The sequence below is a fragment of the Frankia sp. AvcI1 genome (genome assembly GCF_001420875.1).
In the GTDB taxonomy this organism is placed as follows: Bacteria; Actinomycetota; Actinomycetes; order Frankiales; family Frankiaceae; genus Frankia; species Frankia alni.
On record NZ_LJFZ01000025.1, the window covers coordinates 39,391 to 60,759 of the forward strand.

At 73.9% G+C, this 21,369-nt stretch carries 14 protein-coding genes and 25 pseudogenes; 24 read left to right on the forward strand and 15 right to left on the reverse strand.

Annotation, left to right across the window (positions count from 1 at the left end; translation table 11 throughout):
- Positions 1 to 36: 36 nt before the first annotated feature.
- The 7 pseudogenes from UK94_RS62335 to UK94_RS62365 form a co-directional block, all read left to right on the forward strand.
- Positions 37 to 810: pseudogene (locus UK94_RS62335) on the forward strand (phosphoketolase); the annotation flags it as partial.
- A gap of 1 nt (position 811) precedes the next feature.
- Positions 812 to 1,217, forward strand: a pseudogene (locus UK94_RS62340) (phosphoketolase); the annotation flags it as partial.
- 1 nt (position 1,218) lies between these two features.
- Positions 1,219 to 1,752 (forward strand): annotated as a pseudogene (locus UK94_RS62345) (phosphoketolase); the annotation flags it as partial.
- 1 nt (position 1,753) lies between these two features.
- Positions 1,754 to 1,986, forward strand: a pseudogene (locus UK94_RS62350) (hypothetical protein); the annotation flags it as partial.
- Position 1,987: 1 nt separating this feature from the next.
- Positions 1,988 to 2,159 (forward strand): annotated as a pseudogene (locus tag UK94_RS62355) (hypothetical protein); the annotation flags it as partial.
- 1 nt (position 2,160) lies between these two features.
- A pseudogene (locus UK94_RS62360) lies at positions 2,161 to 2,296 on the forward strand (hypothetical protein); the annotation flags it as partial.
- A gap of 1 nt (position 2,297) precedes the next feature.
- Positions 2,298 to 2,472, forward strand: a pseudogene (locus UK94_RS62365) (hypothetical protein); the annotation flags it as partial.
- 46 nt (positions 2,473 to 2,518) lie between these two features.
- Here the strand turns inward: UK94_RS62365 and UK94_RS22615 are convergent.
- From UK94_RS22615 to UK94_RS22625, 4 genes and pseudogenes are all read right to left on the reverse strand, one after another.
- Positions 2,519 to 2,710, reverse strand: coding sequence for a hypothetical protein (locus UK94_RS22615; RefSeq protein ID WP_041939348.1), 192 nt, complete (start codon positions 2,708 to 2,710; stop codon positions 2,519 to 2,521).
- A 79-nt stretch (positions 2,711 to 2,789) separates the two neighbouring features.
- A partial coding sequence (locus tag UK94_RS74725; protein ID WP_268761564.1) for a hypothetical protein occupies positions 2,790 to 2,892 on the reverse strand: 103 nt, incomplete at its 5' end.
- A gap of 1 nt (position 2,893) precedes the next feature.
- Positions 2,894 to 3,883, reverse strand: a pseudogene (locus UK94_RS22620) (CaiB/BaiF CoA-transferase family protein); the annotation flags it as partial.
- 191 nt (positions 3,884 to 4,074) lie between these two features.
- Positions 4,075 to 5,192, reverse strand: a pseudogene (locus UK94_RS22625) (ABC transporter substrate-binding protein); the annotation flags it as partial.
- Between the two features lie 444 nt (positions 5,193 to 5,636).
- Between UK94_RS22625 and UK94_RS22630 the strand changes: the two are divergent.
- A partial coding sequence (locus tag UK94_RS22630) for a GntR family transcriptional regulator (protein WP_235489340.1) occupies positions 5,637 to 6,186 on the forward strand: 550 nt, incomplete at its 3' end.
- 1 nt (position 6,187) lies between these two features.
- Positions 6,188 to 6,404 (forward strand): annotated as a pseudogene (locus tag UK94_RS62370) (GntR family transcriptional regulator); the annotation flags it as partial.
- On the opposite strand, the gene UK94_RS62375 reads toward UK94_RS62370, so the two are convergent.
- From UK94_RS62375 to UK94_RS62385, 3 genes and pseudogenes are all read right to left on the reverse strand, one after another.
- The coding region (locus tag UK94_RS62375) for an acyl-CoA dehydrogenase family protein (RefSeq protein WP_268761560.1) at positions 6,381 to 7,103 on the reverse strand (723 nt) is incomplete at its 5' end. The pseudogene UK94_RS62370 and the gene UK94_RS62375 sit on opposite strands and share 24 nt — an antisense overlap.
- Before the next feature lies 1 nt (position 7,104).
- Positions 7,105 to 7,226 (reverse strand): annotated as a pseudogene (locus UK94_RS62380) (acyl-CoA dehydrogenase family protein); the annotation flags it as partial.
- 9 nt (positions 7,227 to 7,235) lie between these two features.
- A pseudogene (locus UK94_RS62385) lies at positions 7,236 to 7,607 on the reverse strand (acyl-CoA dehydrogenase family protein); the annotation flags it as partial.
- A 198-nt stretch (positions 7,608 to 7,805) separates the two neighbouring features.
- Here UK94_RS62385 and UK94_RS74730 point away from each other — a divergent pair.
- The coding region (locus UK94_RS74730) for a hypothetical protein (RefSeq protein WP_268761565.1) at positions 7,806 to 7,873 on the forward strand (68 nt) is incomplete at its 3' end.
- Position 7,874: 1 nt separating this feature from the next.
- Positions 7,875 to 8,984 (forward strand): annotated as a pseudogene (locus tag UK94_RS74735) (acyl-CoA dehydrogenase family protein); the annotation flags it as partial.
- A 68-nt stretch (positions 8,985 to 9,052) separates the two neighbouring features.
- Here UK94_RS74735 and UK94_RS22645 read toward each other — a convergent pair.
- The gene (locus UK94_RS22645) at positions 9,053 to 9,844 is read right to left on the reverse strand and encodes a GntR family transcriptional regulator (protein WP_050997133.1); all 792 of its coding nucleotides are present in this window, start codon (positions 9,842 to 9,844) and stop codon (positions 9,053 to 9,055) included.
- On the reverse strand, positions 9,841 to 9,996 hold the full coding sequence (locus tag UK94_RS34030) for a hypothetical protein (protein WP_157734399.1): 156 nt from the start codon (positions 9,994 to 9,996) through the stop codon (positions 9,841 to 9,843). Before UK94_RS34030 ends, UK94_RS22645 begins: the two co-directional genes overlap by 4 nt.
- Before the next feature lie 250 nt (positions 9,997 to 10,246).
- On the opposite strand from UK94_RS34030, the gene UK94_RS62400 reads away from it, so the two are divergent.
- The 13 genes and pseudogenes from UK94_RS62400 to UK94_RS62455 form a co-directional block, all read left to right on the forward strand.
- On the forward strand, positions 10,247 to 10,679 hold a 433-nt coding region (locus UK94_RS62400; protein WP_235489282.1), incomplete at its 3' end, for an SDR family NAD(P)-dependent oxidoreductase.
- Position 10,680: 1 nt separating this feature from the next.
- A pseudogene (locus UK94_RS62405) lies at positions 10,681 to 10,825 on the forward strand (SDR family NAD(P)-dependent oxidoreductase); the annotation flags it as partial.
- A 1-nt stretch (position 10,826) separates the two neighbouring features.
- A pseudogene (locus UK94_RS62410) lies at positions 10,827 to 10,901 on the forward strand (hypothetical protein); the annotation flags it as partial.
- A gap of 1 nt (position 10,902) precedes the next feature.
- Positions 10,903 to 11,008, forward strand: a pseudogene (locus tag UK94_RS62415) (beta-ketoacyl-ACP reductase); the annotation flags it as partial.
- 638 nt (positions 11,009 to 11,646) lie between these two features.
- Positions 11,647 to 11,907: a PaaI family thioesterase gene (locus UK94_RS62420; protein WP_235489345.1), complete on the forward strand. Its 261-nt coding sequence runs from the start codon at positions 11,647 to 11,649 to the stop codon at positions 11,905 to 11,907.
- Between the two features lie 813 nt (positions 11,908 to 12,720).
- Complete coding sequence (locus UK94_RS22660) at positions 12,721 to 14,025, forward strand: FAD-dependent monooxygenase (protein WP_235489347.1); 1,305 nt, start codon at positions 12,721 to 12,723, stop codon at positions 14,023 to 14,025.
- Positions 14,026 to 14,259: 234 nt separating this feature from the next.
- Positions 14,260 to 14,655: DUF222 domain-containing protein (locus UK94_RS62425; protein ID WP_235489284.1), on the forward strand; the 396-nt coding region annotated here is incomplete at its 3' end.
- 1 nt (position 14,656) lies between these two features.
- Positions 14,657 to 15,534 (forward strand): annotated as a pseudogene (locus UK94_RS62430) (DUF222 domain-containing protein); the annotation flags it as partial.
- 434 nt (positions 15,535 to 15,968) lie between these two features.
- A pseudogene (locus UK94_RS62435) lies at positions 15,969 to 16,066 on the forward strand (VOC family protein); the annotation flags it as partial.
- A gap of 1 nt (position 16,067) precedes the next feature.
- Positions 16,068 to 16,122 (forward strand): annotated as a pseudogene (locus UK94_RS62440) (VOC family protein); the annotation flags it as partial.
- A gap of 1 nt (position 16,123) precedes the next feature.
- A pseudogene (locus tag UK94_RS62445) lies at positions 16,124 to 16,174 on the forward strand (hypothetical protein); the annotation flags it as partial.
- A gap of 1 nt (position 16,175) precedes the next feature.
- Positions 16,176 to 16,230: pseudogene (locus tag UK94_RS62450) on the forward strand (VOC family protein); the annotation flags it as partial.
- A gap of 1 nt (position 16,231) precedes the next feature.
- A pseudogene (locus tag UK94_RS62455) lies at positions 16,232 to 16,364 on the forward strand (VOC family protein); the annotation flags it as partial.
- Between the two features lie 100 nt (positions 16,365 to 16,464).
- On the opposite strand, the gene UK94_RS22675 reads toward UK94_RS62455, so the two are convergent.
- The 6 genes and pseudogenes from UK94_RS22675 to UK94_RS62465 all read right to left on the reverse strand — a co-directional run.
- The coding region (locus UK94_RS22675) for a PaaI family thioesterase (protein WP_313949573.1) at positions 16,465 to 17,100 on the reverse strand (636 nt) is incomplete at its 5' end.
- A gap of 1 nt (position 17,101) precedes the next feature.
- Positions 17,102 to 18,540: pseudogene (locus tag UK94_RS22680) on the reverse strand (fatty acyl-AMP ligase); the annotation flags it as partial.
- 1 nt (position 18,541) lies between these two features.
- A pseudogene (locus UK94_RS62460) lies at positions 18,542 to 18,898 on the reverse strand (AMP-binding protein); the annotation flags it as partial.
- A complete protein-coding gene (locus UK94_RS22685; RefSeq protein ID WP_055751440.1) occupies positions 18,895 to 20,253 on the reverse strand; it encodes a cytochrome P450 in 1,359 nt (452 codons plus the stop codon). The gene UK94_RS22685 and the pseudogene UK94_RS62460, both read right to left, overlap by 4 nt.
- An 86-nt stretch (positions 20,254 to 20,339) precedes the next feature.
- Complete coding sequence (locus tag UK94_RS22690) at positions 20,340 to 21,266, reverse strand: cyclopropane-fatty-acyl-phospholipid synthase family protein (RefSeq protein ID WP_055751441.1); 927 nt, start codon at positions 21,264 to 21,266, stop codon at positions 20,340 to 20,342.
- A pseudogene (locus tag UK94_RS62465) lies at positions 21,263 to 21,369 on the reverse strand (acyl carrier protein); the annotation flags it as partial. The gene UK94_RS22690 and the pseudogene UK94_RS62465, both read right to left, overlap by 4 nt.

Here is a 21,369-nt window from a genome sequence, read left to right on the forward strand (position 1 = left end):
TAGGTGGTGGGCGGAACAGGTGGGAGTCTTGGCAGCATGACTGCCACGGTGGATGTCGAGGAGCTCGACAGTCCCGTTCCGGAGCTGGACGAGCCGTCGCTGGACCGGCTGATCGCCTACTGGAATGCCGCCAACTACCTGACGGTCGCGCAGATCTATCTGCGGGCCAACCCCCTGCTGCGGGAGCCGCTGCGCCCCGAGCACATCAAGCCGCGGCTGCTCGGGCACTGGGGGACGTCACCGGCGCTGAACCTCGTGTACGCGCACCTCAACCGCCTGGTCGGCCTGACCGGCCAGGACGTGCTGTACGTGGCGGGCCCCGGGCACGGCGGCCCGGCCCTGGTCGCGAACACCTACCTGGAGGGCACCTACTCGGAGATCTACCCGGCGGTGTCCGCGGACACGGCCGGGCTGACCAGGCTGGTCGAGCAGTTCTCCACCCCGGGGGGCATCCCCAGCCACGTCAGCGTGCCGACACCGGGGTCCATCCACGAGGGCGGCGAGCTCGGCTACGCCCTGGTGCACGCCTTCGGCGCCGCCTTCGACCATCCCGACCTGCTGGTCGCCGCCGTCGTCGGCGACGGGGAGGCCGAGACCGGCCCGCTGGAGGGCAGCTGGAAGGGCATCACCTTCCTCAACCCGGCCCGCGACGGCGCGGTCCTGCCGATCCTGAACCTCAACCAGTACAAGATCGCCAACCCCACCGTGCTCGGCCGGCGCAGCCGCGACCAGGTGACCGCCTACCTCGCCGGCCACGGGTACGAGGTCCTGTGGGTCGAGGGCAGCGACGTCCGCCAGGTCCACCGGGACNTCGCCGCCGCCCTCGCCACGGCCCACCAGGCGATCCGGCGCCTCCAGCACGCCGCCCGCCGCCCGGGCGGTACGGTCACCGACACCCCGGTCTGGCCGATGATCGTGCTGCGCACCCCGAAGGGCTGGACCGGCCCGCACGAGGTCGACGGCGTGCAGGTGGAGGGCACCTTCCGCGCCCATCAGGTGCCGCTGGCCACGGTCCGGGAGAACCCGAAGCACCTGGCCCAGCTCGACGCGTGGCTGCGGTCCTACCAGCCCGAGCGGCTGTTCGACGCCGACGGCCGGCTTGCCGCCGAACTGGCCGCGCTCGCCCCGGCCGGGGACAAGCGGCTGGGGGCCACCAGCTATGCCAACGGGGGCAGGCGCACCGAACCGCTGCGCCTGCCCGACTGGCGGACGCACGCNCTGGACATCGACCCGCTCCACCGCGGCCGCGACTCCTACGAGACGACCCGGCCGCTCGGCGAGCTGCTGCGCGACGTCTACCGCGACAACCCGACCACCTTCCGGGTCTTCAGCCCGGACGAGCTCACCAGCAACCGGCTCGGCGCCATCCTGGAGGTGACCGACCGCTGCCTGGTCGCCCCGATCGACCCGCACGACGACCGGGTCTCCCCCTCCGGCCGGGTCATGGAGGTGCTCTCCGAGCACCTGTGCCAGGGCTGGCTGGAGGCCTACACCCTCACCGGCCGCCACGGCCTGTTCGCCACTTACGAGGCGTTCGCCATGGTGTCCGCCTCGATGCTCATCCAGCACACGAAGTGGCTGCAGGAAGCGGCCCGGCTCGGCTGGCGCGAGCCCGTCCCCAGCCTCAACGTGCTGCTGACCAGCACCTGCTGGCGCAATGATCACAACGGTTTCTCCCACCAGGGACCCGGCCTCATCGACACCGTCGTCCCGCTGTCCCCCGGCGTCGTGCGGGTCTGGCTGCCGCCGGACNCCAACAGCCTGCTGTCCGTCGCCGACCACTGCCTGCGCAGCCGCGACCACGTCAACCTGCTCGTGGCCGACAAGCAGCCGCACCTGCAGTACCTCACCGCCGCCGAGGCCGACGAGCATGCGGCCCGGGGCGGCTCCGTCTGGGACTGGGCGGGCACCGAGACCCCGCTCGGGCGCGATCCCGACATCGTTCTCCTCGGCATCGGTGACGTCCCCACCATGGAGATCCTCGCCNCCGCCCAGCTGCTACGCCGGTTCGTGCCCAGCCTCTCCGTGCGTGTCGTCAACGTCATCGACCTGATGGCCCTGCTGCGCAGCGACCTGCACCCGCACGGTTTCTCCAACCCGATGTTCCGGGCCCTGTTCACCGACGAGACCGACGTCGTCGTCGGGTTCCACGGCTACAGNCGCGGCGTGCACCAGCTCCTGCACGGCCGGCACAACCCCCAGCGCTTCCACGTCCGCGGCTTCATCGAGCAGGGGACGACGACCACCCCGTTCGACATGCTCGTCCGCAACGAGGTCAGTCGTTACCACCTCGCGCNCCTCGCCATCGAGTTCGCCCGCACCACCCGTCCCGGCACCGACCGCCTCGTCACCCACTGCGAAACTCAGCTCAGCCGCCACCACGGCTACATTCGCGACCATCTGGAGGATCTGCCCGAGATCCGCACCTGGACCTGGGACGATCCCCCGCCGGCCGCGGAGCCGTCCGCCTAGAACCGGCACCGACCGCGGTGCCCCAGGTACTTTCCGCCGCCCGCCGCTACTGCGGGAACTCCTCCAGCGCCTGCTGAAGCTCCTCGCGCGTCCCGGCCAGGGCGACGACACCGAGATCGTCGGTGGCCGCCCAGACACGGTGATCGCCGATCTGGTAGTCGGCGATGCGCAGCGAGCCGTGCCGGGCGGCGGCGTCGACGGGAATGTGTCGGGGGATCCGCGGCGTCGGACTGGCCATCGCCCTCACCTCCAGGGTAGAAGATCCCCAACATAGCCGTGCCGGGCCGCTCGAGGTGTCGCGCAGGCGCCCGCCGGCGTCAGCGGTCGCGCCAGGCGGCGAGGACCTTCTCGGCCGACTCGGGGTCGGTGTGCGGGCGCGGGGGCGGCGCCGGGGTGGCGGAGAAGCGCGGGGTCGGGGCGNCCTGGGTGACGCCGTCGACCTCGACGACCGTGCCGCGGGCGGCGATCTGCGGGTGCGCCGTCACCTCGTCGAAGGTCAGCACCGGGGTGAGGCAGGCGTCGAGGTCGGCGAACGCGGCGACCCACTCGTCGCGGGTGCGCCGGACGAAGGCCTCGGTGAAGCGGGCGCGCAGCACCGGCCAGCCCGCCTCGTCGTCCTGCGCCGGGAGGTCGGCGCCGGCCAGGTCCAGGCCGAGCAGCAGGTTCGCGTAGAAGGCCGGTTCCAGTGCGGCGACGGCGACGAAGCGACCGTCGGCGCAGGTGTAGGTGTCGAAGAAGGGCGCGTGCCCGTCGAACAGGTTGCTCTCCCGGGCGTCGTTCCACCGCCCCTGGCCGCGAAACGACCAGACCATCTGCGCGAGCATGCTGACGCCGTCGACGATGGCGGCGTCGACGACCTGGCCCCGGCCGGAGCGCTCCACCTCGTGCAGCGCCGCGAGCACCCCGATGACGCCCTGCATCGCGCCGCCGGCGAAGCCGAGCAGGTTCAGCGGTGGCAGCGGCCGTTCCCCGGCGCGGCCCAGTGCCCCCAGCACCCCGGTCAGCGCGATGTAGTTAATGTCGTGGCCGGCCTGGTGGGACAGCGGCCCCTGCTGGCCCCACCCGGTGATCCGCGCGTAGACCAGCCGGGGGTTACGGGCGAGGCAGTCCTGCGGGCCGATCCCGAGGCGCTCGGCGACGCCGGGACGCATCGCCTCCAGCACGACGTCGGCCGCCGCGGCGAGGTCGAGGGCGGTGTCCCGCCCCTGCGGCGAGCGCAGGTCGACCGTGACGTGCCGGCGCCCGCGCAGCACCGGGTCGCCGGCCGTGGCCGGGTAGGGGCCGCCGCCCGGCCGGATCAGGCGGACCACGTCCGCGCCGAGGTCGGCGAGCGCCATCGCGGCCATCGCCACCTGGCCGAGGCCGGCGAGCTCCACCACGCGCAGTCCGGCCAGCGGTCCCGCACCCCGATNCATCTGACCTCCGGTTCCTGGCGCCGAGAAAGCGCTGTCTACCTGTCTATCGGATATGGCCGAATCCGGCGCGGTGATCGCTCAGCCGGCACCGCCGGAGGCGGGCAGCTCCCGGCCGCACAGCCGCTCGTCGAGGACGTCGAAGGTGCCGGCGGCGGTGGCCTGGACGANCGCGAGGCAGGTGGTGGGNCGGCCCAGGTTGGTGCTGAGGTTCAGGGGCGAGATCAGGCCCCCGGCGTCGTAGCTGTGCACCGCGCGCAGGGCGTCGACGAAGCCCTTGCGGGTCGGGCAGGCGCCGGCCTCCTGCAGCCCCCGCAGGAACAGGTCGGTGTCGATGTAGGCGATCATCGCGAGGTCCTGGCGAGGATTGGCGATCTGGGGGGCGTAGCGCGACATCGCGTCGAGGTAGCCGGCGATGGGCGCCCCGCCGGCCTCGAACGGCCGGTAGAACACCGGCACGACGACGCCGGTCATGGCGCCGTCCGCCTCGGCCAGCGCCTGGCCGTCGTAGCCGCTGAGCGAGAGGATCACCTTCGGGTTCCACCCGGTGGCGGGCAGCTCGCGCAGCACCGCCGGCAGGTCGGGGGTGCCGACGACGGTGAGCAGCGTGTCGGCGCCGGTGGCGGCAAGCCGCCGGGCGATCGCGGCCGGGTTGTCCGCGTTGGCGGTGTAGCCGATCTGGTCGACGACACCGATGCCGACCGCGCGCAGGCTCGTGGACAGGCGGGCGCCGGCGTCGTTGACGCCGGTGGACAGGGCGGTGGTGAGCAGGACCGCCCGGGTGCCGCCGTGGGACTTCACGAACGTGCCGTAGGTGTCGGTGGGCGCGCCGTTGGTGTAGGAGAAGGAGAACATGTTCCGCCGGGTCGACCAGCCGTCGCTGGCGGCCAGGCCCGCCACCGGCACGTCCCGCTCGGCGAGGTAGCCCGCGCTGCCGTCGGCGGCCAGGGAGTACTCGAGGATGCCGAAGTCCCCCTTGCCCTCGACCAGGTCGCGGGCGCCGATCGCGTTCGCCTCCGTCGTGCCCTGGTCGTCCCGCCAGTCGTAGACGATCTTCCGGCCGTGGACGCCGCCGGCCTCGTTCGCCAGCCCCAGGCGGGCGTCGACACCGCCCCGCACGGCCGCCAGCGTCGACGCGGTGGGGCCCGAGTCGGGGTAGAGCAGGCCGAGGCGGACCTGGTCGGCGGTGACCCCGGGGGTGTCACAGGCGGCGGACGCGGGTTGCGTGTCCGACGAGCAGCCGCCCGCAAGCGCACTCAGCGCGAGCAGCGCGACGGTCAGGACCAGGGACGAGCGTGTGCGAGGCATACCGGCAGGACTCCCGAGCGGACGCGAGCGGCGTGCGGAACACGAACCCGCGGACGAGAAGGATCACNCCGGAATTCGCCGGACGCGCGCACCCCCGTACTCGCGGTTCGTCATAGCTGCCGGTGCGGCCAACCGCCCGGCTTCTGCCGCGGCGAGGCACGCTGACCAGCGAAAGGAGACGCTACCGAAATATACCGACATCCGCCACACCTGTCGTTTACGTGGCCGCACCGCTTCCGCGCGACGCCGTCCCGGTCCTGCCGAGTGACACGAGGGACACGGTCCAGTCGGCCTTGAGCGCTAAATTATCTATATCTTAGAATGTTCGCCGACGGGCCCTCGCTCCGCCCGATCCCTCCCCGCCCGACCGAAGGAGACAGCGTGGCCGCAGGCGGTCCGCACCGGTCACCCGACGCCATCGGCCGGCGGATGCGCGTGCCGAAGATGGCCGAGCTGGTCGCCTCGGACCTGCGGCAGGCCATCGTCCGCAACACCCTCGCCGAGGGTCAGGCGCTGCCGCCCGAGGCCGTGCTCATGGGGCAGTACGGGGTCTCGCGGCCGACCCTGCGGGAGGCGCTGCGCATCCTGGAGGCGGAGTCGCTCATCACGGTCCGCCGGGGCGCGGGCGGCGGGGCCCGCGTCCAGTCGCCGAACCCGGCGGTCGCGGCGCGCTACGCGGGGCTCGTCCTGGAGCACCGCGCCACCACGATCGCCGACGTCTGGGACGCCCGGCTGCTGCTCGAACCGCCGACCGCCGCCGCGCTGGCCCGCCGGCGCACCCGGGCCGACCTGCGGGCGCTGCGTGCCCTGCTGGCCGAGCACGACGCGGCCACGGAGCGGGTGCAGGGGGTGCGGCTACACAACGAGTTCCACACCCTCGTGGTCCGCCTCGCCGGCAACGAGACGCTCGCCCTGCTGATCACCCTGCTCGGCGAGATCATCAACCGGACCACCTGGACGCGCGTCGAGGCCGACCTCGGCACCCCGGAGCTGGNGCGGGCCGAGCGCGGGACCGTGCGGGTGCACGCCATGCTCGTCGACCTCGTCGAGGCCGGGGACGCCACCGGCGCGCAGGACCTCTGGCGGCGCCACCTGGCCGCCGGCGCCCGCTACCTCGGCCAGGGCGGGCGCGACGAGGCCACGCTGGACCTGCTCGGGCGCCCCGGCGAGCCCGGGGCGCCGATCGACTCAGACGGCTGGCTCGCGGGGTAGGCCGAGGACGCGCTCGGCGAGGATGTTGCGCTGCACCTCCGAGGTGCCCGCGTACACCGTGCCCGCCCGGGCGTTGAGCGAGACCTCCCACCAGCTCGTCGTCGACTCCGGGTCGGCGCCCGGGTCGTCGGTCCGCAGCGGCCGCGACGGCCCCTTGCCGACGAGCACCAGGCCGTCGAGCCCCTCGATGTCCAGCGCGAGCTGCGTGACCTCGCGGTGGTACTCGCTCCAGTAGAGCTTCGACACCGAGGACGCCGCCCCCAGCTCGCCGCCGGCCAGCACGTCGCTGAGGATCCGGTAGCCGAGGAAGCGCATGACCTCCACCCGGGACCGGAAGTACGCCAGCCGCCGGCGCACCGAGGGCTCGTCCGCGACCCCGCGCCGGCGGGCCAGCTCCACCAGCCGGTCGAGCTCCGCGGCGAACAGGATCGGGTTGGTCGCCGCCTCCTCGCCGCGCTCGTAGGTCAGCAGGGTCGAGGCGACCTTCCACCCGTCGCCGGGCTTGCCGACGATGGCGTCCGCGGGGCAGCGGGCGTCGGTGAAGAACACCTCGCAGAAGTCCTCCCCGCCGGTCATGTGCCGGATCGGGCGGACCTCCACCCCCGGCTGGTCCAGCGGCACCAGCAGGAACGACAGCCCCCGGTGCTTGGCCGCCTCGGGCTCGGTGCGGGCCAGCACGAAGATCCCCGTGCTGCGGTGNGCCCCCGACGTCCAGATCTTCTGCCCGTCGATGTGCCACTCGCCGTCGACCAGGCGTGCCCGCGTCCCCGCCGCGGCGAGGTCGGAGCCGGCGTTCGGCTCGGAGAAGCCCTGGCACCAGATCTGCTCGCNGGACAGCAGGCCGGGCAGGATGGTCGCCTTCTGCGCCTCGGTGCCGTAGCGCAGCAGGGTGTTGCCCAGCATCTTGAACCCGGTCGAGTCCTGCGGCTGCACCCCGAACGGCACCCCGGCCCGGGTCAGCTCCTCCACCAGCACCACCTGGTGCAGGGTGGTCAGCCCCCGGCCGCCGTGCTCCACCGGCCAGGCCACCCCCAGCAGCCCGCGGCGGTGCAGCGTCCGGCGCCATCCGGTCACGAACTCGCGGACCGCCGCCGCGTCGCCCAGGGCGCCCGTCCCCGGCCAGTCCGGGGGCAGCTCCTCCGCCAGCACCGCCCGCACCTCGGCACGGAACTGCTCCACCTCCGCCGGATACCGCGTGTCCACCCTGACCTCCCCACACCCGCGACGGCTAGAATCAGATAAACAATATCCCTATCCTTGTGTGTCGAGCACAGGGTCCTGTCTCGACCACAGGGTCCTGTCTCGAGTACAGGGTCCCGNCTGAAGCACAGGGTCCCGTCGACGTCCGCCGACTCGCCGCCACACTCCGGTCGCCGGGCCCGGTCACCCGCTGGAGGTTCCGTGCAGTTCCGGTACAGTCCCGAGCACGAAGAGCTGCGCCGCGGCATCCGGCGCTACTTCGCCGAGGTNGCCGACGCCGATGCGGTGCGGCGCGACATGGCGACGCCGACCGGGTGGGACCCGGTGACCTGGCAGCGGCTGTGCGACGAGCTGGAGCTGCCGGCCCTCGCCGTGCCGGAGGAGTACGGCGGCGCCGGGTTCGGCCTGGTGGAGCTCGGCATCGCGCTGAGCGAGGCCGGCCGCAGCCTGCTGTGCGCGCCCCTGCTGTCGACCAGCATCGCCACCCAGGCGCTGCTGCACGCCGGCGACCCCGACGCCGCCGCCGCCCACCTGCCGGGCCTGGCCGCCGGCACCACCACCGGCACCCTCGCCGCCCGCGAACCCGGTCGGCCCTGGGACGCCACCCCCACGACCACGGCCGAGCGCGCCGGGGACGGCTGGGCGCTGAGCGGCGTCAAGGACTGGGTGCTCGACGGGCAGAGCGCCGGGCTGTTCGTCGTCACCGCCACGACCGCCGCCGGGACGTCGCTGTTCCTCGTCGACGCCGGCGCCGCAGGCCTGGCCGTCGAGGCGCTGCCCGTCGTCGACCCGACCCGGCAGGTCACCCGGGTCACCCTCACCGGCACGCCCGGTGTCCTGCTCGGCGCCGACGGCGCCGGTGCGCCGGGCCTGGCCCGCACCCTCGACGCGGCGGTCACCCTGCTCGCCGCCGAGCAGCTCGGCGTCGCCGAGGCGGCCCTGGCGTCGGCGGTGGACTACGCCAAGCAGCGCGAGCAGTTCGGCCGGCCGATCGGCTCCTTCCAGGCGATCAAGCACAAGCTGGCGACCGTGCTGCTGGAGGTGGAGGCGGCCACGTCGGCGGTGATGTACGCGGCGTGGACCGCCGACGAGTCCCCCGCCGAGCTGCCCGAGGTGGCCAGCATCGCCGGCCTGACCTGCTCGGAGGCGGCCCTGCTCGCCGCCGGCGAGAACGTCCAGGTGCACGGCGGCATCGGCTTCACCTGGGAGCACTCCGCCCACCTGTACCTCAAGCGGGCCACGACCGACCGGCTGCTGCTGCGCGACCCGCAGGAGCAGCTCGACCGCATCGCCGCGCTCGCCGGCATCACCGCCCACGCCCCCGCGCAGCCGGACGGGGCCGCGGCCGTCGACGTCCTCGCCGGCTCCACGGAGAGGTGAACCCGGCCGGCGGGCGCAGCGCGGCGGGCAGCCGGCGGGTGCCGGACGCCCGGCACCGGGCGGGCGGGTCAGCCGAACATGTCCAGGACGGTGGTGCCGTCGCCGCGCTCGAGGTAGTCCCGGCCGGCGACGAGGTGGCGGCGCCACAGCCGCTCGGCGCGCTCGGCGTCGCGGGCCTCGATGAGGTCCACGACCCGGGCGTGGGCGGCCCGGCTGCGCGCGACCGCCGTGTCCAGGTCGGGCGAGCCGGCGTCCGACTGCACCCGCGACCGGTCGGCGAGCTCGACGATGTGCTCGATCATGCCCATCAGGACCCGCAGCGTCTGGTTGCCGGTCAGCTCGATCAGCAGCGGGTGGAACCGCTCGAGGCGGCGCAGCGTGTCCAACGGCGACTCGGCGGGTTCGGCCGGCTCGTCGAGGGCGGCCCGCAGCCGGGTGATCTCCGTCGGCCCGCCGGCACGGGCGAGGTGGGCGACGGCCTGCGGCTCGGCGACCTCGCGGACCGCCAGCACGTCGGCGAGCGCGGTGCCCTGGTGCTGCAGGATCAGCCCGGCGTAGCGGGCGGCGACGTCGACGTTCGGCGGGCGCACCCGCACTCCGCCGCCCGGCCCCATCCGCACCGTGATCAGCGATTCGCTCTCCAGCACCCGGAAGGCCTCGCGCAGCGTCGGGCGCGACACGTGGAACTGGGCCATGAGCGCGCTTTCGGGGGGCAGCGCCTCGCCGGCGGCGAGCTCCCCGCGGACGATCTGCCGACGCAGGTGCCCGGCGACGAGCTCGGCCGACTTCGGCAGGCGCACGCGCCGGTCCGCCCCCGGGCGCTCCTCGGGGGCCGCTCCGACGGGCCCGGCAACAGTCATGTCCGCAGTTTCCTCACAATGACATTCACGTCGACGACAGTCACGTCGACGACATTCACGTCGACGACAGTCACGTCGACACCGACGACGACACTCACGACGACACGTGCGTCGCCGGCTGTACCGGCCCGGCCGACCACGAGTTCCTTCATACCCCATCCGGCGCGCGCCGCAGATCACCGCGGCGCGCCGGCCGCCCAGGGTGACCATTCGCTTGACTGGCCGGAAGGTGGGCGCAAATGTGCCCCTGGGGCCCTCGCGCCCGGCCACGCCGACCGCCGCCTGGCTGCCTGCCCACCTGCCACGTGACCTCAACTGCCCTGACCTCAACTGCTGCCGTGACCTCACCCTGCTGCCGTGACCTCTACTGCTGCCGTGACCTCTACTGCTAGGAGTGCGCCCGTGTCCGAATCCCCCACCCGCGTCGCGATCGTCACCGGGGCGGCCCGCGGCATCGGCGCCGCGATCGCCCAGCGGCTGTCCCGCGACGGCCTGGCGGTCGCCGTGCTCGACCTGGAGGAGGCCGCCGCCAAGGGCACCGTCGAGGCGATCACCGCGGCCGGCGGTCGCGCCCTGGCGGTCGGCGCGGACGTCGCCGACCCCGAGCAGGTCACCGCGGCCGTCGCGGCCGTCACCGAGGGGCTCGGCGCGCCGACCGTGCTGATCAACAATGCCGGCATCACCCGGGACAACCTGCTGTTCAAGATGAGCGAGGCCGACTGGGACTCGGTGATCGGCGTGCACCTGCGCGGCGCGTTCCTGATGACCCGCGCGGTTCAGAAGCACATGGTCGACGCCGGCTGGGGCCGCATCGTCAACCTGTCGAGCACGTCGGNGCTGGGCAACCGCGGCCAGCTGAACTACTCCACCGCCAAGGCCGGCCTGCAGGGCTTCACGAAGACGGCGGCGATCGAGCTCGGCAAGTTCGGCGTCACCGCGAACTGCATCGCGCCGGGCTTCATCGCCAGCGACATGACCCGGNCCACCGCCGCCCGCATGGGCAAGACCTGGGAGGAGTACGTCGCCGCGTCGTCGGGGGTGATCCCGGTCGGCCGGGNCGGCGAGGTCGACGACATCGCGCACACCGTGTCGTTCTTCGTCAGCGAGGGCGCCGGCTTCGTCTCCGGCCAGATCATCTACGTCGCCGGCGGGCCGAAGGCTTGACCACCACGACTGGCCGGGCCGAGCCGCCCGGCGCCCGGGCCAGGGAGTACGCCGAGACGCGCTTTCGGGTGCTGCCCCCCGTGCACGGCGACGACGGTACCCGGGTACGGATGCGGATCGGGCCGTGGCTGGCCGGACCCGACGGCGTCCCGACGGTCGGCTCGCTCGGGGTCGTGGTCGACGACGCGATCGGCTCGGCGATCCTGCGGGCCCGCCTCGGCGACCGGCATTCGGTGACCTCCCAGCTCTCGCTGGAGGTCGTCGTCCCCCCGCCGTGGGCCGGCCCGGAGCTGACCGCGCACGCCACGCTGCTGGGCCGCGACGCCGTCGGCGGGCTCGCCGCCGCCACCGTGTACGACGGCGAGGGCCGGGTGGTGGCCGTGGCGACCGGCCGTTGCCGCTACGTGCCGGCGGACATCCTGCCGCCGGGCGGAATGCGCCCGCCCCTGCCGCCCGCGGACCACGAGTCCCTGTTCGACACCCTCGACCTGGCGCCGGCGTCGACGTCGGCGTCGGCGTCNGCGTCGGCCGGAGCGATCCCCGAGCAGACGTCACCGGCGGCCGGGGCGTTGTCGGCGGCCGGGGCGGCGGGGCCCGAGGCGGGCTGGCCGGCGCTCGTCCTGCCGAGCGGTCCCGGGATGCAGAACCCGCACAACACCGTGCACGGCGGTGTGCTGCTGTGCGGCTCCGATCTCGCGGTGGCGCTGGCGGACCCGGACGGGCCGCCACACACCACATCGGTCCGGATCAGCTTCCTGCGCCCCGGCGACGGCAACCATCCCGTCACCTTCACGACCCGCGCGGTCCACCGGGGCCGTTCCCTCGCGGTGTACGAGGTCAGCGCGGGCGGCCCGGCCGGCCGTCCGTACACGGTGGCGACGGTGATCCGCGAGCGCTGACNCCCCCTGACNCCCGCTGACCGCCGCTGACGCCCCGCACCAGGACGAGCGGCCGAGCGGGGGTCGTGGTCAGCGGTTGCCTACCATCCGTGACATCGCTACGTTCGGCGCATGCCGAGTGCCGCGGACCGGGCCGGAGTCCTGATCGTCGGCGCCGGCCCGACCGGCCTGCTGNTGGCCGCCGAGCTGGTCCGACGCGGGGTGCGCGCCCGGATCGTGGAGCGGGAGTCGGTCCGATCCCCCGCCAGCCGCGCCCTCGCCGTCAGCAGCCGCACGCTGATGCTGCTCGACGACCTCGACCTGGCCGCCGAGGCGGTGCGCCGCGGTCATCCGCTGCGCCAGGTCGAGGTGCACGACGTCAGCGGCCGACCCGACGCGGGCGGCGGGCGGCCCGGCGGGAGCGGACCCGGCGGGAGCGGACGGAGTGCGGGTCGGGGGGCGGGGCGGAGCGGGGGGACGGTCGTGCGGCTGCCCATCGGTCGGGTGCCGAGCCCCTTCCCGTTCACCCTGTCGCTGCCACAGCCGCAGACCGAGGACCTGCTGCGCGCACACGCCGCGCGGCTGGGGGTGCGGATCGACACCGGCGTCGAGTGCGCGGCGGTCCGGCAGGAGGGCGACCATGTCGTCGCGCAGCTGCGGCACGCCGACGGTTCGACGCGCACCGTCCACACCGACTGGCTGGTCGGCTGCGACGGCGCGCACAGTCAGGTCCGGCGCGCCGCCGNCATCGCCACGCACGGCTTCGACCTGCCCGAGACCTTCGCCCTCGGCGACGTCGTGACCGACTGGGCCCGCGAGCGCGCGCACGGACAGGTGACCTTCTCTCCCGCCGGGGTCGTCGCCGCCTTCCCGATGCCCGGCCCCCGGCACTGGCGCTTCATCGCCGACCTCCCCGACCTCCCCGGCATCGATGACCTCCCCGGCGCCCACTCCGACGACCACGCCGACCACTCCGACGATCACGCCGACCACTCCGACCACTCCGACGGCCAGGCCGACGACCGGGCCGACGACCGGGCCGACCACTCCGACGACCGGGCCGATCCCGACGTGGCGGCGGAGCTGCAACGGCTGCTCGACGCGCGGCTGACCGACCCGCCGCGGCTGACCGAGACGCTCTGGACCACCACGTTCCGCGTCCATCAGCGCCGGGCGGAGAGTTTTCGCCGCGGGCGGGTGATGCTCGCCGGTGACGCGGCGCACTCGCACAGTCCCGTGGGCGGGCAGGGCATGAACACCGGCCTGCAGGACGCCTACGCCCTGGGCTGGCGCCTCGCGCTGGTCGCCACCGGCCGGGCGGACGCGACCCTGCTCGACACCTACGCCGCCGAGCGCGAGCCGGTCGCCGACCGGCTGCTGGCCGGCACGGCCCGGGCGACCCGCGTGATCACCGCCCAGCACCCGGTCGCCCGGCGGGCGCGCGGCCTCGCCCTGCGACTCGTCGCCGCGAGCCCGCCGCTGGGCCGCCGCGCGGCCGCCGCACTCAGCCAGCTCGGGCTCGGCTACCCCCACGGTCCCCTCACCGACCTCGACCCGCACCGCATCGGACGCCGGCGCGGTGTGCCGGGCCCGGGCGCCCTCGCCCCGGACGTCGCGCTCGCCCCCGACGTCGCGCTCGCCGCCCCGGACGGCCCGACGCTGCGCCAGGCGACCCGGACCCCCTGGTTCTCGCTCCTGCTGTTCGCCGGCAGCGACGACGCCGCAGCCCGGCGGCTGCACGACGACGCCGCCCTGATCCACGCCCGCTTCGGCGACCTCGTCACCGCCCGGATCGTCGCGACTGCACCCACCGTCCGGGATACCCGCGACGATCCTTCCGGCGGTGAGCATTCCGGCGGCGATCACTCCGGCGGAGCGCATTCCGGCGGAGCGCGTTCCGGCGGAGCGCATTCCGGCGACGATGGCACCGTCCTCGACCCGGCCGGCCGGGCGCGGGCACGCTACGGCGCCGCGATCGGTGAGGCCGTCCTCGTCCGTCCCGACGGCTACCTCGCCTACCGGTCGACCACCGACCCCGTCGGCCGGCTGGAACGCTACCTGCGCACGCACGGCATCACCCCAGCGCCCGCGGGGGTCGCCGCGCCGGCCTCGACCACGGCCGCGGGCAGGACCTCCTGACCACCCCGAAACCGGCCGGCGACACGGAACCCGTCGCGCCGCGAAGGACTCGTGTTCTCAGCCCGCCCCCTGCTCAGCCGGGGTGGACANCTCCGACCGTGCCGCCGCAAGGGCAAGCGGATCCAGGTAGTCGCGATACAGGAAGATCTTTCCCCCGTCCTGATGCCCGTCGACGCCGCTCACGCAGACGAACATACGTTCGACATCGGGATCTCGTTGTCCTACCGTTGACCTATGAGTTTCGAGGACGGCGCGCGAGACGGGCCGGTGCCACCGGCGCGGCTGGCGGTGATCGCCGGGCAGGTCGAGGGGCTGCTGTCGGATGAGACCTGGCGGCTGTCGGACGGCGAGTTGGAGGCGTTGATCGAAGGGGTCTGCCGGCTGGTCGGGCGGGTCGCGGCGGCGCGTGGTCGGCTGCTGGTCGAGGCGCAGGATCGGGGTTTCGCGCTGCGTCAGGGAGCGGTGGACACTGCTGCCTGGTTGCGGGATCGGCTGGCGCTGGCGTCCCGGGAGGCGCGTAGGCAGATCACTCTCGCCCGTGATGTTCACGAGGTGTGCCGGGCCACCGGCGCGGCCCTGGCGGCCGGTGAGCTCACCGTCGAGCACGCCGTCGTGATCTGCGAGGCGATGNGGTCGCTGCCTGCCGGGGTGACACCCGAACAGCGCGGCGAAGCCGAACTGGCCCTGCTCGCCTTCGCCCACACGTTCGACCCCTACCAGCTGGTGAAACTCGCCGCCCGCCAACGCGAAGCACTGACCATGGTCGACACCTCCCCCGGCGGCGACGACCCCCACGCCGACAGCCAGACCGGCGAACACAACAACCCCGGCAGCGGCCGCACGGGCAATGCTGGCGCCGGCAATGCTGGCGGGGATGGTGACAGCGCGGACACGAACAACCGCGAGAGGCCAAGCCCCGATCCCGCCGACATCCGCCGCCTGACCCTCACCGACACCCCCGCCGGCACCACCCTGCTCAGCGGCGAGCTCGACGCCGAAGGCGCCGCGATGCTCCGCACCGCGTTGGACAGCCTCGCCGCACCCCACCCCGCCGTCGACGGCACCTCTGATTCCCGCAGCCCGGCCCGCCGCCGCGCCGACGCCCTCATCGACCTGATCAGCCGCGCCCTCGGCGCCGCCGCACTACCGGAATCCGGCGGAGTTCGACCCCACCTGACCGTCACGATCCCCTGGAAGACCCTGCTCGCCGCCGACACCATCCCCGCCACCACCAGCTGGGGGCTTCCCCTGCCCCGCGCTGCCCTGGCCCGACTGAGCTGCGACGCGGAAATCAGCCGCATCCTGCTCGACCCCGCCGGTGTCCCCCTCGACGTCGGACGATCAACCCGCACCGTTCCCGCGCACCTGCGCCGCGCCCTGGCCATCCGCGATCAGGGATGCGTGTTCCCGGGCTGCGATCGGCCACCGTCCTGGTGCGAAGCACACCACGCGATCCACTGGCGCGACGGCGGACCCACCGCTCTGCACAACCTGCTCCTGCTCTGCGCCNCCCACCACCGCCGGGTCCACCACGACGGCTGGGACATCATCTTCACCGACGACCACCGCCCCGCACTCATCCCACCCCACCGCATCGACCCACTACGCCGACCCCGCCGCAACCCCTACAGCCAACCCCCACCACACCTACGGAACACCGCCTGAGCGGCGCGAACCGGCCCGGCCCGACCGCCTGTCCGGCCCTCGTCACCCGACTCGGGAAGGCGCATGCGGACCGCAGGTTACCGCGCGGCCGTCCTCCTGGATCAGGTAAAGATGGCCGCCCGAGCTGCCCAGATGGACTCGTTGGCCAGCCGGAACGCTTCGGGATCGCGGCTACTTGGCCATTTTCGGTGCTCGCTGGTGCAAGGCCAGGTTGACCAGTCGAGTTACGAGTCAGGGCATTGCACGCAACGCTCGCCCCTACGGCCGATAGTGACACCATGACTTCGCTCATACGCAATATCGAGTTCGACTGCGCCGATGCCTACGCTCTCGGGTCCTTTTGGGCAGAGGTCCTGGGAGGGGTCCTGCACCAGGANGACCGGCCCGAGGTTCCGGAGGTACTCGTGAGCACCGGAGAGGGCAGCGGTCCAGNCCTTCTTTTCCTCCTCGTACCCGAGGGCAAGAAGGTCAAGAACCGGCTGCANCTGGATCTTCAGCCACAGGACCGATCTCGAGATGAAGAAGTCGAGCGGCTGTTGGNCCTGGGCGCGAAGGTTGTCGCGGACTTCCGCAAGCCGGACGGTACGGGCTGGGTCGTCATGATCGACATTGAAGGGAACGAATTCTGCGTGGAGCGCAGTCAGGCAGAGCGAATCGTGACCGGGGATATCTAGTGCCTCCGTCAGGCCGGGTTCGCCCGCTGGACGATCTGCCGCGGTTTCTGATCTTCGGTGTACTGGTTCCGCCAGGCGATCCTGCCCGCNCAAGGGCGTGTCAGCTGGGGCGGCGGCTCGGCGGACGGGGCGGATGGCGGCGGATGTTGCGGAAGGTGATCAGCGCGGTGGCGCACATCGTCTCTGCGGGTCGGCGGGGGCCGAGTGGATCGTCGGACCCGGATCGGCCCGTCCCTGAGTCGGCGTCGATGTCGAACCCTTCATCGCCCTCGGCACCGGAAAGGACGGTTGCGCCGTCAGTGGTCGGGACGCACCAGACGTCGGCGGCGGCGATGGTCGTCGTCAGGCCCGCGTGGACCACCCGGCCGTGGGCGAGGAAGGCCGCGCCGCTCGCCGGGGCGAGGATCTTCAGGGTGACGTCGACGGTCATGTTGACCCAGCCGGCCGGCAGCAGGGTTCCCGCGGCGCAACCGGCGGCGAGGTCCGCCAGCGAGGCGAGGACGCCAGCCTGCAGGTGGCCGTCATGCTGGGTGAGCTCATGGCGCCAGGGCTGGAGGAGTTCGACCTCGCCGGGTGTCACCCGCCCGACCCGGAAACCCAGCCGGGCTGCAGCGGGCATGCTGAGAACCGTCTCGGTCACGAACCGGACGTAGTCGGGGTTGGCCGGGCGCACCGCCACCGCGGGCGTCTCAGCCGGCCGGGGACGACGCCGGCGCGGCAGGGGGCGAAGCCGCCCNCGGTGCGAGGTCGCCAGCCAGGTAGCGGCGGCGGGCGGCGGCTCGCATGATCTTGCCGCTGCTGGTCTTGGGCAGTGTGCCCGGGCGGACGAGCACCAGGTCCGCCAGCGTGAGGTCGTGTTGGCGCACCACCGCGGCGCGGATCGACCCGGCGACGTCCGCGGGGTCGGCGTCCGTGCCGGGTTCGCCGCGCACCTCCTGGACGACGACGGGGCGTTCCCCGCCCGGGCCCGGGACCGCGAAGGCGGCGCACCCGCCGGGCCGCAGCGCGGGGTGCGCCGCCGCGGCGGTCTGTTCGAGGTCCTGCGGGTAGTGGTTGCGGCCGCGCAGGACCAGCATGTCCTTGTGCCGACCCACGACGTACAGCTCGCCGTCGACGATCAGGCCGAGGTCGCCGGTGCGCAGATAGGAGCGGCCGGGCGCGTCGGCGCAGCGGGCCTGAAAGGTGTCGGCGGTGGCCGCCGGGCGCTGCCAGTAGCCGGCCGCCACGTGGTCGCCGGCGACCCAGATCTCCCCGATCCGGTCGGGCGGAGCGCCGCGCCCGGTCTCCGGATCGACGATCCGCACCTCGGCTGCGACCCACGGCCCGAGCGCCATGGCGCCCTCGGCCTGCGCCGTGGCGCCCTCGAAGGCGGCGGGGGCAAGGCCGGAGCCGACGAGGGGCCGGCCGCGGCCGGGTGGGGTCGGGGTGTAACGGCCCGCGCCGAGCCCGTCGGCGTCCGCGTCGAGGGTGCGGGGGCCGCGGCCCTTGCGGCTGCCGGTGACCAGCAGCGTCGCCTCGGCCAGGCCGTAGCAGGGGTAGAGCGCGCGCGGGTCGAATCCGACCGGGGCGAAGGCGTCGGCGAAGCGGCGCAGCGTGTCGGCGCGGATCGGTTCGGCGCCGTTGAACGCGACCCGCCAGCAGCTCAGGTCCAGGTCGGGCACGCCGCCGCCGGCCGCCGCGGCCGCGCAGACGTCGAAGGCGAAGTTCGGACCGCCGCTGGTGTGGGCGCGGTAGCGGGAGATCGCCGCGAGCCACAGCAGTGGGCGGCGGATGAACGCCCCCGGGTCCAGCAGCACGCCGGTCGCGCCGAGGTACAGCGGTTGCAGCACGTTGCCGATGAGGCCCTGGTCGTGGAACAGCGGCGCCCAGCCGACGAACGTCGAGTGCCGGTCGTGGCCGAAGGCGAGCCGGATCATCTCCTGGTTCGCCGCCAGGTTGCGATGGGTGACCATCACGCCCTTCGGGTCGGCCGTGGACCCGGAGGTGTACTGAAGGAACGCGACCGTGTCCGGCTCGCCCGACCAGTCCGGCGCAGCGTCGGTCGGCTCCAGGGTCGGCTCGGGGGCGGTCTCGTCCACCGCGATCCACGCCAGCGGGCCGGTGACGGCCTCCAGCGGCACCCGGACCACGTCGATCATCGGGCCGGTGGACAGGACGGCGGTGGGCGCGCAGTCCCNCACGATCGCGCGGGTGGCGTCCTGGACCGCGCCGCGGCGCGGCGGGTTGACCGGCACGGCGATGACGCGGGCGTACAGGCAGCCGAAGTAGGCAACGATGAACTCCAGGCCCTGCGGGAAGACCAGCAGCGCCCGCTCCCCCGGCCCGCAGCGGCGGCCCAGCCGGTCGGCGATCGCCAGCGCCCGGGTGTACAGCTCCCGGTAGGTCAGCGCGGCCCGCTCGTCGCCGTGCTCGTCGAGCAGGATGAACGCCCGCCCGTCCGGGTCGCCGGCGGCGCGTCGGCGCAGCACGTCCGGCAGCAGGGCGCCCGCCACGTCGTGATCGGTTCGCGTCCCCGCCGCAGGCCCGCCCGTCACCAGGCCCCCGCCAGCGCGACGGGCAGGCTGGTCAGCCCGCGGACGATGAGGCTGTGCTCCTGGCGGGGAAGGTCCCGCCCGCCGGCGTCACCGTGCCGGTCGACCGCGGGCGCGAGGCGTTCGGCGCGGCCGGTGAGGCAGCCGAAGACGATCTCGGCCTGAGCCCTGGCGAGCATGCCGCCGAGGCAGCCGTGCATCCCGTGGCCGAAGGCGAGGTGGCCCCCCGCCGGGCGGGTGATGTCGAAGGTGTCCGGCCGGTCGAACACCGCCGGGTCCCGGTTGGCCGCGCCGAGGCAGAGCAGCACCTGCTCGCCGGCACGAATCCGGCTGCCGCCGAGCTCGACGTCGCGGGTGGCGAGGCGCTTGGTGAGCTGCAGGGGGCTGTCGTAGCGCAGCGCCTCCTCGACGGCGGCAGCGACCAGCTCCGGCCGCCGGTGCAGCAGCGCCGCGGTGTCGGGATGGTGCAGCAGCGCGAGCAGCCCGTTGCCGATGAGGGCCGTTGTCGTCTCGACGCCGGCAACGAAGCACATGATGCACAGGAAGCCGAGTTCGGTGTCGGTGAGCCGGTCCCCGCCGCCGGTGCGCGCGGCGAGCAGCCGGCTGACCAGGTCGTCGCCGGGCCGGGCGCGGCGGGCGGCGATGACGCCGGCCATGGCGTCGGCGAAGGTCGCGACGACCTCGCCGACGCGGTCGACCTCGCCGGGCGCCATCAGGCCGGGTTCGAGCAGGAACCGGACGTCGTGCGTCCACCGACCGACCTCGCCACGCACATCGTCCGGCAGCGCCATCCACTCGCTGAGGACGGCGATCGGCAGGGGCCCGGCGAGGTCGGTGACCGCGTCCAGACCGCCGCAGTCGGACAGCGCCCGGTCGAGCAGGCCGCGGGCGATCGCGGCGATCCGGGGCCGCAGCCGGGTGACCTCGGCGGTGGTGAACACCCGGTTGACCAGGGCGCGCAGCCGAGCGTGCTGCGGGTTGTCGGTGAAGACGAGCGAGGTGTGTGCCAGCTGGACCATCCGCTCGGCGTTGCCGGACCTGCCCGAGTTGCCGGCAGCGACGGAGCCGAGGGCGTCGCCGGCAGCGACGGAGCCGAGGGCGTCGCCGCCAGCGGCTCGGCTGACCAGCCGTGGGATCAGCCCGGCGCTGAAGGTGCGGTCGTGCAGCACGGCGCGGACGTCGGCGTGGCGGGTCAGCACCCACATGCCCATCGTCCGCAGGACCGGCGACGTCCGGCGCAGCTCCCGGTAGACCGGGTAGGGGTCGGCGCGGAACGCAGCGCTGAACGGGTTGAACCGCGCCGCGGCAGGTGCCGTAGGCGCCGCCGATGCCGTGGACGCGGTCGATGGCGTTGGCACGGTCGATGGCGTTCGCACGGCCGATGGCGTTGGCACGGCCNGTGCCGTGGACGCGGCCGGTGTCGTTGACGCGGCCGGGCGGTGCGTCATCGGGCCGGACCGCCGGGGCCGTCTACGTCGGTGCCGCGGTAGGGGACGAGCACCAGGCGCAGCAGGCAGATCCGGCGCATCCGGAAGCCGACCGCAGACAACCGCAGGTAACGCTCGTAGCGGGCGACGACCTCCGGCCCGACGAGCGCCACCGCCTCGTCGCGGCGGGCCCGCAGCCGGCGGGCCCATTCCTCGCAGGTGCGGGCGTAGTCGAACCGACCGTTGTGCAGCGCCCGGACCTCGAAGATCCCCTCGGCGGCGGCGGTGATCTCGGCGAGGGTGGGCAGGTCGGCGTCGGGGAAGATCTCCCGCTGGATGAACCCGTTGGCCTGCTCGCGGCGCATGCTCGCGTAGGCGATCGTCTGCAGGGACAGCACGCCGTCCGGCGTCAGCCAGCGGTGACAGCGGGTGAAGAACTCGCGGTAGATGCGGATCTTCTCGGCCGGCGGGTCCGCCGGCGTGGCGAAGTGCTCGAACGCGCCGATCGAGATGATGCCGTCGAAGCGGCCCTGCGGGGTGTAGTCCATCCAGTTCTCGAGGCGGACCTCGACGCCGGGAAGGGCCTGCGACCGGACATGGGCCGCCTGCCGCTCGCTGAGCGTGAGGCCGACCGACCGCGGCACCCCGTGCCGCACCGCCAGCCGGGCCAGCACCGACCCCCAGCCACAGCCGACGTCGAGGACCGCCCGGGCCCGGTCGGCCCCCACCGCGTCGAGGTGGAAGCGCAGCTTGCGTTCCTGGGCGACCGCCAGGGCGTCCCCGCCGCCGTCGAGGGTCTCCCCGCCGACCGGCTCCCACATCGCACAGGAGTAGGTCAGCGAGCTGTCCAGCCAAAGGCGGTAGAACTCGTCGCCGACGTCGTAATGATGGCGGACGGCCGCCGCCGCCCCCGCCGCCCGGTCAGCGTCGGCGGGCGCCGTCACCGCTGGGCCAGGTCCGGGCTGGCCACCGGCTCCCGGGCGCCCTGGTCGTACAGGTGGGCCGCGAGCGCGTTGAGCGTCGGGTTCTCGAACAGCGACTCGGGGG